Annotated in this window: 11 protein-coding genes; 5 read left to right on the plus strand and 6 right to left on the minus strand. The window is 68.6% G+C overall.

Translation table 11 applies throughout. The features are described 5' to 3' along the window. Positions 1-12: 12 nt before the first annotated feature. Genes ACFUN8_RS11560 through ACFUN8_RS11570 form a run of 3 tightly spaced genes read left to right on the plus strand, consistent with a single transcriptional unit; the run spans position 13 to position 2,647 of the window. Positions 13-1,560, plus strand: coding sequence for a B12-binding domain-containing radical SAM protein (locus tag ACFUN8_RS11560; RefSeq protein WP_383634666.1), 1,548 nt, complete (start codon positions 13-15; stop codon positions 1,558-1,560). Beyond that, positions 1,557-2,210: a dTMP kinase gene (tmk, locus tag ACFUN8_RS11565; protein ID WP_383634668.1), complete on the plus strand. Its 654-nt coding sequence runs from the start codon at positions 1,557-1,559 to the stop codon at positions 2,208-2,210. Before ACFUN8_RS11560 ends, tmk begins: the two co-directional genes overlap by 4 nt. Then, positions 2,207-2,647 carry an NUDIX domain-containing protein gene (locus ACFUN8_RS11570; protein WP_383634670.1) on the plus strand — a complete coding sequence of 147 codons (441 nt, stop codon included), beginning with the start codon at positions 2,207-2,209 and terminating at the stop codon, positions 2,645-2,647. Before tmk ends, ACFUN8_RS11570 begins: the two co-directional genes overlap by 4 nt. A 34-nt stretch (positions 2,648-2,681) precedes the next feature. Here the strand turns inward: ACFUN8_RS11570 and ACFUN8_RS11575 are convergent, their stop codons facing one another. The 5 genes from ACFUN8_RS11575 to ACFUN8_RS11595 all read right to left on the minus strand — a co-directional run bounded on the left by ACFUN8_RS11575 (position 2,682) and on the right by ACFUN8_RS11595 (position 12,224). Continuing rightward, the gene (locus tag ACFUN8_RS11575; RefSeq protein WP_383634672.1) at positions 2,682-3,551 is read right to left on the minus strand and encodes a hypothetical protein; all 870 of its coding nucleotides are present in this window, start codon (positions 3,549-3,551) and stop codon (positions 2,682-2,684) included. Beyond that, complete coding sequence (locus tag ACFUN8_RS11580; protein WP_383634674.1) at positions 3,548-8,782, minus strand: caspase family protein; 5,235 nt, start codon at positions 8,780-8,782, stop codon at positions 3,548-3,550. Before ACFUN8_RS11580 ends, ACFUN8_RS11575 begins: the two co-directional genes overlap by 4 nt. 96 nt (positions 8,783-8,878) lie before the next feature. Next, entirely contained in the window at positions 8,879-9,565 is a 687-nt protein-coding gene (locus ACFUN8_RS11585; protein WP_383634676.1) for an ABC transporter ATP-binding protein, read from the minus strand. Positions 9,566-9,570: 5 nt separating this feature from the next. Then, positions 9,571-10,947 (minus strand): ABC transporter permease, encoded by a 1,377-nt coding sequence (locus ACFUN8_RS11590; RefSeq protein ID WP_383634678.1) that lies wholly within the window; start codon positions 10,945-10,947, stop codon positions 9,571-9,573. A 32-nt stretch (positions 10,948-10,979) separates the two neighbouring features. Next, a complete protein-coding gene (locus ACFUN8_RS11595) occupies positions 10,980-12,224 on the minus strand; it encodes an ABC transporter permease (RefSeq protein WP_383634680.1) in 1,245 nt (414 codons plus the stop codon). A 136-nt stretch (positions 12,225-12,360) separates the two neighbouring features. On the opposite strand from ACFUN8_RS11595, the gene ACFUN8_RS11600 reads away from it, so the two are divergent. Further along, complete coding sequence (locus ACFUN8_RS11600; RefSeq protein ID WP_383634682.1) at positions 12,361-13,032, plus strand: response regulator transcription factor; 672 nt, start codon at positions 12,361-12,363, stop codon at positions 13,030-13,032. After that, positions 13,023-14,297 (plus strand): sensor histidine kinase, encoded by a 1,275-nt coding sequence (locus ACFUN8_RS11605; protein ID WP_383634684.1) that lies wholly within the window; start codon positions 13,023-13,025, stop codon positions 14,295-14,297. The genes ACFUN8_RS11600 and ACFUN8_RS11605 overlap by 10 nt, the downstream gene beginning before the upstream one ends. A 130-nt stretch (positions 14,298-14,427) precedes the next feature. Here the strand turns inward: ACFUN8_RS11605 and ACFUN8_RS11610 are convergent, their stop codons facing one another. Beyond that, positions 14,428-16,224 carry a hypothetical protein gene (locus tag ACFUN8_RS11610; protein WP_383634686.1) on the minus strand — a complete coding sequence of 599 codons (1,797 nt, stop codon included), beginning with the start codon at positions 16,222-16,224 and terminating at the stop codon, positions 14,428-14,430. Positions 16,225-16,232 lie beyond the last annotated feature (8 nt).

Genomic DNA, 16,232 nt, shown 5'->3' on the forward strand with positions numbered 1-16,232 from the left:
TCTGGAGGAATCATGCCGCCGTTATCCCTGATCAATGGCGCCGATCCGACTCGCACGCTCGACGCGCTGTTCGTGAACGCGCCCCTGCGCGACTACGACGAACGGCCACGCACCAACGACTACACACTCCCTGTGCTGGGCATGGCGTACATCGCCACGTACGCGAGGGAGGTCGGGGGCTTCAACGTAGGCGTTCTTGACGCCGAGGCTCATGGTCTCGGCATCACGGAGACAGCGCGGATCGTCAACGCCGCACAGCCTCGGTGGGCGGCCATGAACCTGCTCGCCCCCACCTACGAGATGTCCGCCCGTATCGCTGCCGATCTGTCCCCGGACATCGCCCTCATGGTCGGCGGCCACCACGCCAAGGCCATGCCGGACCGTGTCCTCGCCGACCCTCGCATGGCCAACCTGCGGGCGCTTGTCCTCGGCGAAGGCGAACTGCGCGTCGCCGCCCTCCTGGAGGACGAACAACGCCGACGTGAACTTCCCGGAGTCCTTTGGCGTGACCGCCTGCTCGGCACCCGCGCGGCAGGGATCCCGGTCGGTGGAACGAGTGCGCAGATGCTGAGCCCCGACATCGACGCCTTGCCGTACGTCAACCGGGCATTCCTGCCTCAGGATCCCTACCGAGCGGCGCCCGGCGAGGCCGACCGCCGACTCGCGAGAAGCCGCGGTGCCGACTTCCTGACGCGGGCCGCCCGCACCGGGCACCTGGAGGCCAACATCGTCGGTTCCCGGGGCTGCCCGTACAACTGCACCTTCTGCGGCGCCGCCGTCAGCGCCAACCCCGACGTCGCGATTCGAGTTCGCGAGCCCGAGGACATCATCGGCGAACTCGACCTGCTCCATGCCGAGTACGGCGTCACTGCGTTCCGGTTCGTCGATGACCTCTTCCTCGGCGTCTCCCGCGTCATCACCACCCAGATGGCGGCCTTCACACGGCATCGCATCGGCGACCGGTACGTGTGGGACGCCACCGGACGCATCAACGTCCTGGACAGGCTCGACAACACCGCGCTCGAACTCCTGGTCAACAACGGGCTGCGAGAAGTGGCCCTCGGCATCGAGTCGGGAAGCGACCGCATTCTGAGCGCGATGGACAAGCGGATCGACGCCGAGATGACCGAACGCGTCACCCGCCGCCTTGTCGAACGCGGCATCGGCGTGAAGGGGTACTTCATCCTCGGCTTCCCCGGCGAAACCCGCGAGGACATCCGGGCGACCGTGCGCCACATCCGAAACCTCTGGAGCATTGCCGACGCCAATCCCGGCAGCGTGCGGGCCAGCGTGTTCGAGTTCCGCCCCTACCCCGGCACACCCGTGTGGAGAACGCTCACCGACGCAGGCCACGATCCCGACACGCTCCTCGCATACGCGGACGTCGACCTGACCGCGGACGGAGCCGACGAATCGATGCGCCAGCGCGACGAGTTCAACTTCTCCGTCGGCATCCAGTTCGGCGACGTCCCGCTGCGCGAAGTGCGCACAACCCTGGCCACGCTCACCCGCGAACAACACGAACGCAACCAGCCGGCGGCCGGGGAGATCTCCGTATGACGTCGGCACGCGGCCGGTTCATCACCCTCGACGGTCCCAGCGGCGTCGGGAAGACCACCACCGTCCACGCACTGACCGGGGAACTGGCCAGACGGGGCCAGAGCGTCCATCGCGCCGTTGAACCCACCACCAGTGTCCTCGGCGCCTTCGTCCGCGAGCACTTCAGCCACATCCGCGGACACGCCCTGGCCTGCCTGGTCGCCGCCGATCGCTACGAACACATCGAGCACGAGATCGAACCCCGGCTCGGCGCGGGCGACACCGTCGTCTGCGACCGGTACCTCGCCTCGACGCTTGTCATGCAGCAACTCGACGGTGTGCCGGTGAAGTTCCTGCTCGACCTGAACGCGCACGTCCTGATGCCGGACCTCGCCGTCATCCTCACCGCGTCCCCCAGCCTGATCGCCGAACGGATAGCCGCACGCGGTCCCCGTAACCGCTTCCACCTCGACCCGACCGTACCCAGCCGCGAAGTCGACCTGTACGACGAGGCCGCCCACACCCTCATGACGGCAGAAGTGAAGGTGCTGATCGTGAACACCGAGGACGCCACTCCAACGGAGGTTGCGGTCTCAATCGCCGACGCGATCCCCCATCCGTCGGTAACGTCAGTCGCCCCACGACCACCAAGCACCCCCCAGGAACCATGAATCCGCACCCCGCACAGCCCGTCATCGACACGCACGTCCTCCTCCGCGACGGAGACAAGATCCTCTTCTCCCAGCGCGGAGGCCCGTACGGCTACGGGCGCTGGCACATGCCGTCCGGAAAGCTCGACCAGGGCGAGCCCATGAGCATCGGCGCCGCGCGAGAGCTACTGGAGGAGACCGGCGTCGAGGTCGACCCCGCTCATCTGCGACTGGTGCATGTCGTGCACCACAAGCAGAGCGAGACCGTGGAAAGGATCGGGTTCTTCTTCGAGGCAACCGACTGGGTCGGGGAGCCCGTCAACAAGGAGCCCGCGAAGTGCCTCGCGCTCCAATGGTTCAGCGTCCACGAACTGCCCGAAGACATCATCGAGTACCCGGAGGAAGGGCTGCTCGGATACCTCGAAGCCTCCGGCACTCTGGCAGAACATGGCTGGTAACACCTCCGGAGAGTCCACACGGGCGGACCGGTCGTCACCCAGAGCCCACTGCGTCCCCGCGCAGTGCCTCGGCAATCGCCCGGCCCGTCTCACGAGCCGTGAGGTACGGGCGGACGTCGTGCGCACGAGCGCCGTTGTGGACTCGGAGATCACGAACGCGATCCCCGAACAACGGCGCCAACTCCTTTGCCAGCGCCACGACATCACCCACGTCCGCGATGTTGGTCCAGCGCTCGACCGGAGTCGGCCAGTCAGCGTGACCATCTGAGGGCCGGGGCAGCAAGCGTTCGAAGACGAGGTTACGAACGGCCAAGGGAGAGCCGAGCGTCACCAATGTCAGACCTGGGCAGTCGGGAAGCGCGTGCAGCGCCTCGTACGCGGCGACCGTCCCGAGCGAGTGGGCGACCATCACCTTGGTCTCAGGGGTGACGCTGCGGGCGATCCTGTCCTGAATGTCCATCCGTACATCGGGCTCGGTGAAGTAGCGGCGTACCTGCCGGGCGCTGGAGATCATCATGCGTTCGCTGAGGCCGGCGAAGAAGGACGAGTGGCTGAGCGCGTTCAGGGCTCTCTGTACGAGGAGGGGCGTACGGAGCCGGGCCGGGGCGGCCGGGCCCGCGACCCGTGGCTCCAGGTCGGAGGCGGATTGCCACCACTGGAGCAGCAGGTCGCGCTCAATGCCCTCCTGAACGTCGGACGCGTCCAACTCCGGTGTGCCGAGACCGCGATGACCGGCGGGGCGGAAGAGGTCACCGTAGAAGGCCATGGAGACGTCGTCGCGCGCCACCCGTGGGCCGGCCGCCAGGGCGAGACCGTCACTCAGGGCCGGATACCAGTCGGCGAGCAGCGTCTCCGGGCCCTTCATCTCTTGGGCGATGCCGTGGACGAGGACGACACGGGTCACCGGGCGCCTCTTTCCTTCGCGGGTCGGGACGGATTGAGCCGGAGCGCGACCACTCCCATGTCGGTGGCCACGCAGACCCGGCCGTCACCGTCGAGCGCGATGCCGTTGATTCCACTGCCGATGTCGAGTTCGGCCGTCCATACGGAGGAGTCCATCTCCCGGACGCGCATCAGCCCGTAGCCGTCGGCCGCGACCGTGACGGGTGTGCCGTGGACATCTGCGGCGCGGATCACCCGGACCGCGGAGGGAAAGGGCGCGAGTTCCACCCCGGAGTCCTGCCCGTCGGCCAGGTCCCAGAATCGCAGACGGCCGTCGCCCGCCCCGGAGATGACGACGTCCCGGCCGTCCAGGCGCGTGATCTCCAGGCCGTATGCACCCATCTCATGACCGCCGAGCGGGTCGCCGTACGGACTGCCCGTGCTGAGGTCCCACAGACGCACCGTCCCGTCACGGGAGGCGCTCGCCACGATCGGGACACCGTCGATCAGCGCCGTGCGCAGCGTCGTCACGTCGGCCGTGTGGCCGCACATCGGGGGACATACAGGGGCCTGAGTGTGCAGATCCCAGGCATGGAGCGCATAGTCACCCGCGACCGACACCACAACGGCCCTGTCGTCAACCGTCTGTAGACAGGCGCGGCTGGAAGTCCCTGACCGTCTGCCGATACGCCTTCGGGAGCCGAGGCTCCAGACCTCGGCGTCCATCCAGTTGCTGCGCACCAGCAGGCTGTCACCGTCCAGTTGAACGGCCGTCGAGTCGGTCATCCACTGTGCCACCGAGGTGAGGTGTGCCGCCACCTGGTGTCCGTCCTCAAGATCATGTGTGCGGGCAACACCGTTGTCGGCTCCCGTGACGACGATCGCGCGGCCGTCGGACGGCTGAAGGATGTCGACCGACAGTAGGCTCCGGTCCTCGCCACACAGCGGCTCTCCGTGGGGACGCATGGCGACCGCGTCCCAGACCCGCACATCCCGTGAGGTCGCGACCACTATCACCGGTGCGCCGTCGACCTGGGCGAACAGCGGCGCCGCGCGCAGCGTCCTCCGGCCCCCGGTGAAGCCTTCCAACGGCTCTCCCACCGGTGTCGCTGTCTCCAGATTCCAGATCCGGACGGTGTTGTCGTGGCCCATAGTCGCGACGACCGCGTTCCTGCCGAGCCGGCCGAGGGCTCCCGCCAACACGAATTCGGTGTGCCCGAGAAACGGACCGCCGACGGCCGAGCGGCTCACGACATCGTGCAGATGAACGCTGTTGCCCTCGAACTTGGAGAGCACCACCGGCCGTGTCCCGTGGAACCCCACGCCGACCGCCAACGCCGCGGGGGTGAGATCCTCCACGTTGAAGTGCGCGTGAGGTTCGGTCGGCCAGTCCGCCCCACGACCGGTCAGGTGCCACACATACGCATGGTCGGACGTCGTCGCGAGAACGATCTCCAGTCCGCGGCCGACACGCCTTACGGCGAGGTGGGAGACGCCTCCGATGTGCCCCACCAGTGGATGACCGACCACCTCTCCGGAGACCGCGTCCCAGAGCCGGACCGTACCGTCCTCGGCACCGCTAACGACGACCACCGCACCTCCCAGCTCGCCGAACGCCACACAGCGCACCGCGTTCGTGTGCCCCGTCAGCGGCAGGACCAGGGCGGCGCCCCGGAACGGGTCCCAGAGCCGGACAGTGGTGTCGGACCCGCCCGTCGCGACCACCGCCCGTCCTCCTGAGAGGCCAAGAGCCACGGCGGAGACCTCACCGGAATGTCCCTCCATGGGGCTGCCGACCGGTGTCCGCGTCTTCAAGTCCCAGAGCCGTGCGGTGGCGTCCTCTCCTCCGGTGACGACCAGCGGGCGGCCCTGGAACTCGCCGTAGGCGGTGGAACACACCGGGCGTGTGTGGCCCTCGTCGGGCTGATCGGCCGTCAGATCCCAGATACGCGCGGTGCGGTCGTCGCTGACAGTGACCGCCAGGGAGGCGTCTCCGCGGTTGGTGAGAGCGGCTGCGGTGATGCCCTCGACATGACCGCGCAACGGATGTCCAAGCGGCTGAAGGGTCCGCAGATCCCATAGGCGTGCCTCGTGCCGCCCACTGCTCAGCGCCACCGGACGACCGTCGGACTCCCCGATCACGGCCGAAGTGACTCCGCTGTAGGCCCAGTAGACGTGGGCGGCGACCGGTTCGCCGATCTGACGGCGGTCGGCCAAATCCCACCGGCTGAGCATTCCGGCCCGGTCTCCGACGAGTGCCACGGCCCTGCCGTCCAGCTGTGCCACGCAGACCGAGGTGACCGCTTGCGCCGGGCCGATGAGCGGGGTGCCGTCGACACGCGCGTCACCACCGTTGAAGACCTCGCTCAGGTCCCAGACATAGACAGCTTTGTCCTCACCGCCGGTGACCGCGACGGGACGGCCGTCGAGCTCGCCCAGATCGGCGTCCCAGACCGTTCTTCTGTGCGCGCTCAGTTCACCGCCGAGCTGTTCCCTGCTGACGAGATCCCAGATGCGCGCCGTACCGTCGGCGCTCGCCGTCAACACCACCGGGCGCCCTTGGACGTCTCCTACGGTGATGCTCTCGACCCGGTTGGTATGCCCCGTCAACGGTCGTCCGTATTCCTGGCCCGCCGACAGGTCCCAGATCCGTACGGTGCCGTCCTCCGCGCCAGTGAGGGCGACGGTGTAGTCGCCCAGGTCTCCGATGGTCACGGCACTCACCGCGATGCCCACTGACAGCGGTTCGCCGATCCGCCGCTGGGACGTGAGGTCCCACACGAGGGCCGTTCCGTCGGCGCTTCCCGTCACCGCGATGGGCCGCCCGTCGAGGCTCCCGACCGCGACACAGCCGACCGACTTGCCGTGACCGCCGAGCAGCCGGTGCACCCCGCTGGTCGACCACCAGGCCCAGCGCGCCGACCAAGGCAACGCGACACCCAATTCGCCGATACGGTCCGCCAGTTGGTCGGCCCCGCAGCGGCGGGCCGACAGCTGTAGATCGGCGGCCCGCTCCCCCATGGCGCGGTCGCTCGTCAGCCGGTGCGCCACCTGCTCGTACGAGCCACGGATCCGCCTGGGGCCCTCGCCCTCGATCGACGCGAACGCCCCCAGCAGGGAGAGGCGTTCAGTGGCAAGCAGAAAGCCAGGATCCTCGACGAGCCCGGCGAGCACTCCCGCCGCCGCCGCGTGCGTGGCCATGTGCTGACGTACGTACGGAACGGCCAGGAACCAGTCGAGGCGTCCGTCCGACGCTGTCGGGACAAGGGACTTGAGGGCTTCGACAACCGACCGCTGGATGTCTTCCGGCGGGCGGTCGGCGGTCGCGCGCAAATGCTCGGCCAGCGCCTTGTGGTACAGGCGATAGGCGGAACGCCGGTCGTCGTCGATGACTTCGGCGATGTACGCCTCGGCGACGTCCAAGACCCAGGAGACATCCTCCTCCGTACAGGGAATCCCCGAGATCACCGAACTCAGCGCCGTCCAGACCAGCCCCCGGGGCAGTCCCTTTCCCTCGGAGAAGGCGAGGGCGAGCAGCATGCGCCGCACCCGGGGCTCGTCGGGGCCGAAGCGGGCCAGATAGTCGTCGAACGCCTCGCCGATCTCACTGGGCAGCGTCTCCGCCCAGCCGGGCCGGCCGACGTCCACCGCGGTCCGGTCCGACCGCAGGGTGCGCGCGGTGGTCCTCGCGTAGAGATAGACCCCCGCGGCCTTCTCGGCGACGCCTCTCGCGACGAGCCTGGCGAGCTCGCGGCGGCCGCGGTAGGGAGTGCGTACGTCGGCCTCCTCCGTGGCGAGCAGCACCCGTGTGACGTACCCGGCGACATCGTCCACACCGGCGCGGTACTCGGGCCGGTCCAGGTCCATGCAGAGGAAGGTGGGCCCAAGAGGTGCGACCAACTCGTGGCGGGTCCCCACCAGGAGCCGTACGCCCTGAATCTCCGACATGGGGCGCAGCAGTTCCCGGGTGATCCTGCGCGGCTCGCCGTGGCCGCCCGCGTCCGCCGCGGTGTCCGACCCCGCCTCGTCCACGGCGTCCACGACAATGATCAGCGGGGGTCCCTGGCGGCCCCGCCGGGTGAGTTCCTGGAGCAGCGCGGCGGCGCCGTCCGCCCGCACGTCGAGGGCGGTGGCGAGGCGTTCCACGACCTCCTCCAGCCGCTTGTGACGGGCGTGCACGGCCGCCGTCACGCATCCCGGAGGGACCACGGTCTCGGGGACGACACCGGCGAGGTCCAGCCGCGAACGGTACGGGCCGTCCGACAGCGCGACGATCCGCCCGAGGACCGCGGACTTCCCACAGCCAGGACTGCCGGTGACGACGCGCCCCCGGCCGTCGCCGACCTCGGCGGTCAGCCAGGCCACGAGTTCGGAGAGGACGCGCACCCGACCGCTGAAGTACAAGCCCTGCTCCGACTCGAACTCCACACCGCGCGAGCGTGGTCCGAAGTGTTCGGTGAGGTCCCGCGCGACCACCCGGCGCTGCACTTCGAGGTCGGTGCCGAGGGGCGGCAGTTCCTCCTCGTATCCGGTGTTCGGCAGGAAGGGGGCCAGCCCAGTGACGAGTCCACTCGCCAACTCGGCCCGCTGGCCCCGTCCTTCGCCTTCGAAGCGCTCGTTGATCGCCTTCACCAGTTCGGTGAGGTCGAGGTATTGCTGCCGCTGACCGGTACGTCCCGTCGTCGTCCCCACCGCCTCGCCGAGGGCGGCCACGAAGGCGCCGTCCTCGGCGATGTCCTTGCGGCGGGCGGAGGCGAGGAACCAGAGCCCGGTGGAGTCGGCGTGCGCGTTGCGGTACGCGATCGTCCGCAGCGCGACCGCGGACGCCTCCGCCCCGCCCGCGCCGGCCGCGCACGTGTCGAGGATCAGCAGCAGGTGCCGGAGGTTGCCCCGACAGAGGATGCGCACGAGGTCCTCGGTGGCCAGGGCCGTGGTCGCGAGGTCCTCGTCACGTGAATCCCAGCAGAGCAGGTAATGACGGTCACGCTCGGCCACGGCGCCGTGGCCGGCGAAGTACACGACCACCACGTCATCACTGGTCAGACCGGTGTCTTCCGACCAGTGAGAGAGCTTCTGGCGGATCTGTTCGGCGCCGTCGTACTCGCCGAGACCCGGCAGCACCGACTCGTACCCGAAAGAGCCGAAGAGGGCCGCGATCGCGCGAACGTCCCCCGAGACGGAGGGCAGTTGTTCTTCCTCGGGCAGATGGCGGTATCGACCGCTGCCGAGCGCTATGAGGTACCGCCGACTCACTCAACCGCCTCACTGCTCAGTGTCACCGAATCTGCGAAGACTGTAGCGAGAAGACGGGCGATACGTGTGGGTCAACAACCTTGTGGGGCAAGCCGGTTACGTTCTGGCGGTGATCTTGCCCTTGCGGAGCGTCAGCGTGCGGTCCGAGCCGGTCGCCAGGGTTTGGCTGTGGGTCACCACGATCACGCATTTGTTCTGTTCGTGGGCCAGTTGGCGGAAGATGTCGATGATGCCGTCCGCCGTGTCCTCGTCGAGGTTTCCGGTCGGCTCGTCGGCGAAGAGGATGTCGACGTCGCAGGCGAGGGCGCGGGCTATGGCCACGCGTTGTTGTTGGCCGCCGGAGAGTTTGAGTACGTTGCTGTGGGCCATGTCCGTGTCGAGGCCGACCTTCGCCAGGAGGTTCAGGGCGTGGGTTTTGCGGCGACCGGTGGTGGGGCTGGTGCCGGTGATTTCCATGGCCGTCGTGACGTTGCGCAGGGCCGACATGTAGGTGAGCAGGTTGTACTGCTGGAAGACCGTGGCCGCGTGCCTGTTGCGGTAGCGGCCCAGGCCGAGTTCGGTGAGGTCCTGGCCGTCGAAGCGGATGGTGCCCTGGGTGGGGCTGTCCAGGCCGCTCGCCAGGCTGAGGAGGGTGGTCTTGCCGCTGCCCGAGGGGCCCAGGATCGTGTAGAAGGTGCCCCGTTCGAAGGACAGGTCCAGTTGGCGGAGCACGGTGGTCCGGCGGCGGCGGCCCTCGTAGGTGTGGCTGACCGCGGACAGTTGGAGTACGGGGGTCTCGGTCACGGCGCTTACTTGCCCTTCGTGAGGATGGTGCGGGGGTTGAGGCGCAGCGCGGAGGCGGCGGGGATCGCGGTGGCCAGTAGGCCGATGCCCAGCCCGATGCCGGCGACGGTGGCGAGGTCCGCCGGGTCCAGTCGTACGGTGATGGTGTCGATGGGGTCTGCGCCCTCGACCGGTTCGTCGTTCGGGTCGATGCCCTCCCGGACTCCCGTGGAGCCGGGGGGCGGTGGCTGCCAGGCGTTGATCTTCCGCTGGGCGGCGGTGGCCTCGTCGCTGAGCAGCGTGTCGCCCGCCTTCTGGGTCAGGCTCTCGGCGAAGAACGCACTCAGGCCGATGGCGAGGGCGGCGACCACGACGGTCTCCACGGCCTGCTGGGCGACGAGTTTCCACTTCTTCTCGCCCAGCGCCAGGAGGACGCCGAACTCCGTACGGCGTTGCTTGACCGCGAGGGTGGCGAGCAGGCCCAGGACGAGGGCTCCGGCGACTCCGACCAGCCACATGGCCGCGGTCGCGGAGGAGGTGATGCTCTCCAGGGGGCCGGTCATCTGCTTGAGGGCCTTGTCGTTCATGCTGAGTTTGAACCCCTTAAGCGCGTCGCCCGCCGCCTCGCCGGCCTGGGAGCGGAACGCGTCGAGCGTGGTGGGGTCCTTGAGTTGGAACGTGGCGCCCTGCAACTGCGTGGGACCGTCCTGGCCCCCGGAGTTGAGCCTGCCCAGGGCGTCGGCCGGGACGATCATCCGGTCGCCGGGGAACTGCATGTATTCGGGGTCCGGTTCGTCGGACGGGTCGCGGTAGACGCCCTTGAGGGTGAAGTCGGCCTTCTTCGTGCCCTTCGGGTCGTTCTCGCCCAACGTGAGCGTGTCGCCGACCTTCAGGTTGTTCTTCTTCGCCAGGCGTTCCTCGATGAGGACGCTGTCGCGGCCCTTGTCGGCGGAGGTGATCGGCCCGCCGGACAGCAACTTCCAGGTGCCGTCGCTGAATTGGGGCAGCAGTGTGGAGTCCAGGACGCCCAGGGCCAGGGTGTAGTTGGGCGGCGCGTCGGGGAACAGGGGCTCGTCGCTGACGATTTCGGCCCCGCCGAGCAGCTTGGCGCCGTCGAACGACTTGTGGTTGTACTTCTCCACCAGCGGGGACGCGCCGATCTTGTCCACGAGGTCCGAGCTGATCAACGGGGCTTGGGGCAGGACCGCTTCGTCGAGGTCGACTTCGAGGGTGACCTCGGCGCCGAGCCTGCCCTTGGCGGCCTCCGTCGCCTGCGCGGTGGCGGATCTGATGAGGACTCCGCCGAGCACCATGGCGGAGATGACGAGGAAAGTACCCAGCATGATCAGGGTCTTGCCTTTACGGGACCACAGGCTCAGGCCCGCGCGTTTGGTGAAGTTCATGGTGGGTGTCGGCCTCTTCATTCATTCGGTATTCATTCGGTGTCGGTGAGGATGGAGCGGGGGTGCAGGCGCAGGATCCCGATGCCGGGGACGACGGTGGCCACCAGCGCGATGCCGAGCCCGATCCCGGCGACCCTGCCGAGGTCGGCCGCCTGCATCCGTATCTCCGGCAGGGAGGTGGTGTGCTCTTCGCGGGCCAGGAGCGTCTCGCCCGCCTGTTGGGCGAAGGACTGGCCGGCCAGGGCCGCCAACGCGAGCGCGGGAACCAGGAGAACGGCCACCTCGACGGTGTGCTGGCCGATGAGCTTCCACTTCTTCTCGCCCAGGGCCAGCAGCATCCCCAGCTCGTCGCGGCGTTCTCTGATCGTCAGCAGCACGATCAGACCGAGGATCACGGCACCCGACAGCCCGATCAGCCAGAGCAGGGAGCCCGCGAACGCGCCGACGCGCCGCAGCGGCAGTATCTGGTCACGAAACGCCTTGTCGTTGACGTCGAATCGGAAGCGTTCACCGCCCAGCAACCGGGCCGCCTCGGTGTGCAGCCGCTCCGCCTGCTCCGGGGACCCGATCTTGAAAACGGCCTCACTCGGCCTCGTACCGAAACCCAGTGCCGATACGGCTGCGACGGGGGCGTACACCTGGTTGGCGATCAGCTCGCTGGGGGTCATCCACTGGGGTGGGTCCGGGCGGGGGTCCTCGTAGACGCCGATGATCTCGAAGATCTCGAACGGCTCCTCGCGCTTGCCGTCGCGCGAGCGCAGTTCGACGGTGTCGCCGACCGCCAACTCGTTCTTGTCGGCCAGGCGTCGCTCAAGGAGTACGACGTCGCGCCGGGCGTCCTTCTCGGTGAGCGCGCGGCCCGAGACGATCCGGTTACGGCCGGAGGCGAAGTCGAGCAGCATCTCCGAATCACGGATGCCTGTCACCGTCAGGCCGTCCCCACCGGACCCGTCCGTCGCATCACCGGGCCTCGGTACGTCTGACGTGAGGGGCGAGAGGCCCCGCGGCTTCACCACCCCACGCAGCAGCGGGTTGTACCGCACCACCGGCGGGGAGGAGCCCAGCGCGTCGGCCGTGGCGAGGGTCAGTCCGTCGCCGCGCACGGTCACATCCACTCCGATACGGCGCTGTGCCTCGGCCTCCTGCCGGCTCGTCGCGCCCTGGAGCAGGAACCCGCCGAGCAGCAGCGTGCAGATCACCAGGAAGATCCCCAGCAGCAGGGCGGTCTTGGCTCTTCTGGCCACCAGGCTGAGTGCCGCGCGCTTGACGAAGTTCATGGCGAGAAGAACAGCAAAGCGGCCCGCGCAGCGGGATAAGGGCCGTTACCGCGGCATAAACATCGCTCCGGCAGGGCGAGGCAGGCCGGAGCGATGTTTATGCCGCTGCGAACCGCCCCGTGCTTTGCTGCGGCTCATGAGAGTTCTGGTAGCCGAGGACCACCGCATACTGGCGCGCACCGTCGCGACCGGCCTGCGCAGACAGTCGATGGCCGTCGACCTCGCCGCGTCCGGCGACGAGGCCGAGCGGATGTGCCTGCTCACCGACTACGACGTCCTGATCCTCGACCGCGACCTGCCGGTGCTGAGCGGGGACGAGGTCTGCCGCCGGGTCCGCGAACTCACGGACCCGCCGCGCATTCTGATGCTGACGGCGGCCGGCGGGATCGAGGACAAGGTCTACGGACTGGAGCACCTCGGCGCCGACGACTACCTCGCCAAGCCCTTCGACTTCGCCGAACTCGTCGCCCGGGTAAGGGCGCTGAGCCGCCGTGCTCCCAAGCCGTTGGCGCTCGTCATCGGGCACCAGGGCATCTCCCTGGACCGGGGCAGGCGCGAAGTGCGGGTCGACGGGCGGAAGGTCGAGCTGACGCCCAAGGAGTTCGACGTACTGCGGATGCTGATCGAGGCGCGCGGCGAGGCGGTCTCCCACAAGGAACTGGTGCGCTCCGTCTGGGACGAGCACCTGGACCCGCGCACCAGTGCCGTACGCGCCACCGTCAGCCGACTGCGCGGCAAGCTCGGCACCCCCGGCGCCCCCGACGCCGTCGTGGCCGACACCGGTGAGGGGTACCGGCTGTGGCGCTGACCCGGCCTGTGCGCCCGCGCCTCGTACGCCGCGCGCCGGCGCATCCCCTCGCGGCCCTGCGGGGACTGCCCTTCCGCGTCAGGCTGGCGGGCGCCTTCGCCGGTCTGTTCCTGCTGTCCGGGGTGGCGCTGCTGACGTTCGTGGTGGTGCTGGCCCGCTACGGCACCACGCGGCAGGTGATGGACAGCGAGATCATTCGCGGGGCCGGTTCCGAGGTCGGGGCCGGGGGGTGGACCGGCGTGAGCCCGTACGGCACATCGGGCCCCGCCTCACCCGTCGACCCGACGGGTCCGACGCCCACGCAGCACGCCGACGGCGACGGCATCGCCATCCGGCTCGTCGACCGGACCGTCAGCGCCGTGCAGGACGCGGCGCTGGACCAGATGCTCCTCTGGTCGGGGATCGGGCTGATCCTCATCGCCCTGCTCGCCGCCGTCATGGGCTGGTGGCTCGCCGGCCGGGCCCTGCGCCCCGTCGTCGCCGTGACGGACGCCGCCCGCAGGATGAGCGAGCGGAACCTCCACGAGCGCCTCGCCCTCACCGGCCCCGACGACGAACTCCACAGGCTCGCCGACACGTTCGACACCATGCTCGACCGTCTGGAGAAGTCCTTCGAAAGCCGGCGCCGCTTCGTCGCCAACGCCTCGCACGAGCTGCGCACCCCCTTGGCCGCGCAGCGCGCGAGCCTCGAAGTCGGGCTCGCCGACCCCCTCCCCGACGGCTTGGCCGATGTCCGCGACGACCTCCTCACCGTCAACCGCGACGCGGAGAAGCTCGTCGCCTCGCTGCTTCTGCTGGCCCGCAGCGACAGCGGCCTGGTCGAGACCGAACTGGTCGAACTCACCGAGGTGGCAAGTCAGTTGGTCGGCGGAGCGCAGCCCCTGGCGAGGGAGCGGGGTGTGTCCGTCACGCTGATCGCCGACCGGCCGCTGCCGGTGGAGGGTGACCCGGTGCTGCTACGGCACCTGTTGACGAATCTGCTGCACAACGCCGTCCAGTACAACCGGCCCGGCGGGGCCGTGTCGCTGAGCCTCGCCGGCCGTACGCTGACGGTCGCGAACAGCGGCAAGCCGGTACGTCCCGACCAGATCAGCGATCTCTTCGAACCGTTCCGCCGCCTCGGCGAGGACCGTACCGGCAGCACCGGCCACGGGCTCGGCCTCTCCATCGCCAAGTCGATCACCGTGGCCCACGGCGCGCGCATCGCCGCCCGGCCGGGCGACGACGGAGGGCTCACCGTCTCCGTCACTTTCGGCGACGCCTGAACCAGGCGCCTCAACCGGACACCTCAACCAGGCGTCTGAACCGGACGCCAGGCCCGGTTCGGACGTCGCGCCCGGTCCAGGCGCCCGGTTCAGGCAACGCGCCCGGTTCAGGGCGTCGGGCCTCCCCGGCTCAGCCGGTGATCTTGAAGGTGGCCGGTGAATCGTTCTTCTGGGCCACCTGACCCGGGAGCAGATTCTGAATCTTGTTACCCGTGAATTTCCCCGTGCCGGTGACTCCCGAGTTGATCAGGATTCCCTGCTTGGCCGGGCGGTCGATCGTGTTGTTCGTGAGCGTGGCATTGACCCGCGTTCGATCAATGTTGATCCCGGCGTTGAGGGATCCGCGAATGATGTTGTCGCTCATGGTGACGTTCGTGAAAGCGTTCGGAAAGAGCGAGGTGCTGGACGGGGAACCGATGTGCACGCCGTGCCGGACGCCGTTCCAACCGCCCCCGCCGATCAAGGTGTTTCCGCTCACCGTGGCCGATTCCAGGGGGTGCCCCGAGTCGCCGAACACACTGATGTCCATCGCGTTGTTGGAGGACACGCTGTTCACCAGGTTGTTCTTCACCTCGACGTTGCGCCCGCCGGCGATCCGGATGCCGTTGGCCCACCAGGGCGCGATCGCGGTGTTGTTCAGGATCTTCGCACCGCTGATCTGACCGTTGTTCCCGGCGGCGCCGGCGTCGGAGTACGTGGCGTACGAGTCGTCTCCGGTGTTCCGGGCGAAGCTGTTCCGGACGGTGATGTTGAGGCCGAGCTTGTCCGGATTCGGCGTATTGCCGTTGTTGATGTTGTAGCCGTCGCCGTAGCTGTCCGCCGTCCGGCTGTTCTGGAGAACACCATTCGTACCCGACAGCCAGTTGGCGTCGATGTGCCGTGTCCAGAGCCGGTCGACCAGCCAGCCACCGGCGCCGCCGGCGTTGATTCCGTAATCAGAACCGCCGGTGCCGCCGATTCCCCGCCAGACGGCGTTGGCATCGATCTGCAGGTCGGTCAGCGTGGTGCCCGAGCCCACCGTGATCTGCGAACGCCATGAATTGGCCGGCAGCGGAACCTTGCGATAGATCGTGGAATGCCACATGCCGGCGCCCTGCACCTTTACGCCGGTGAAGTCCAGCGGCTTGGACACCAGGCTGTTGGTCAGGTACTTGCCCGGCGGGATCCACACCGACTTCTGCTGAGTACGGGCGGCATTCACCGTGTTCTGGATGGCGACCGTCGAATCCTTCACGAACTGCGGGTCCGCGCCGTTGCTCACGACGGAGATCGAGTTCGCCGGCTGGGCCAGCGCACCCCCGACATTCTCCAGATCCACGGAATCGATGTCGTAAACGGCGGCCGTGTTCGCGGCGTCCTTCTGGAGTTTGATGGTGCTGCCGGCCGCGATGGGAGCGCCCGTGACCCAGACGGGGAATTCGTTGTAGAAGCGGTAGGCCACCCCACCCGCGCGGGGGTCGTCCGGGTTGGTGGTCGCGCCCCGGTAGTTCCACGCCTGGCGCGAGTCCAGCGTGATCGCCTGGCGGAACACGTTGTTCACGTACAGATTCAGCGTCGCGGTGATGCCGCCGCCCGCCGGTGCGTCCGGAATCGAGGCGCGGACCACGAGCGTATTGGCGTTCTTGCCCGTGCTGTTCGGCAGCGTCACGGAATCGCCGTTGCTCTTCAGCTCGACCAGCGCGTAACCCGAGGCTTCGGTCTCCAGGGTGGCCTTGGTCGGAGCCGGAGCGCCGGGGCTGATGGAGCGGAGAGTGGCGCCGCCGCCGCGCTGGCCGGCTTCGGCTTCGAGCGTGACGAAGGGGGTCGTGGCACCGGCGGCGGCCGCGGCGACGACGTCCGTGCGAATCTCGTCGTGGGGAGGAACGGACAGGGCACAGACAGCGAGCAACGCGCTGCCACAGAGGATGGAAAAACCTCTTCGGAACATATGTCACC

The sequence above is a fragment of the Streptomyces sp. NPDC057307 genome, from assembly GCF_042667665.1.
Classification (GTDB): domain Bacteria; phylum Actinomycetota; class Actinomycetes; order Streptomycetales; family Streptomycetaceae; genus Streptomyces.

Excerpts from the sequence above, each read along its gene's own strand:
- ACFUN8_RS11560 (WP_383634666.1), top strand. The coding sequence starts at position 13 with ATGCCGCCGTTATCCCTGATCAATGGCGCCGATCCGACTCGCACGCTC.
- tmk (WP_383634668.1), top strand. The coding sequence starts at position 1,557 with ATGACGTCGGCACGCGGCCGGTTCATCACCCTCGACGGTCCCAGCGGC.
- ACFUN8_RS11570 (WP_383634670.1), top strand. The coding sequence starts at position 2,207 with ATGAATCCGCACCCCGCACAGCCCGTCATCGACACGCACGTCCTCCTC.
- ACFUN8_RS11590 (WP_383634678.1), bottom strand. The coding sequence starts at position 10,947 with ATGAACTTCACCAAACGCGCGGGCCTGAGCCTGTGGTCCCGTAAAGGC.
- ACFUN8_RS11595 (WP_383634680.1), bottom strand. The coding sequence starts at position 12,224 with ATGAACTTCGTCAAGCGCGCGGCACTCAGCCTGGTGGCCAGAAGAGCC.
- ACFUN8_RS11600 (WP_383634682.1), top strand. The coding sequence starts at position 12,361 with ATGAGAGTTCTGGTAGCCGAGGACCACCGCATACTGGCGCGCACCGTC.
- ACFUN8_RS11610 (WP_383634686.1), bottom strand. The coding sequence starts at position 16,224 with ATGTTCCGAAGAGGTTTTTCCATCCTCTGTGGCAGCGCGTTGCTCGCT.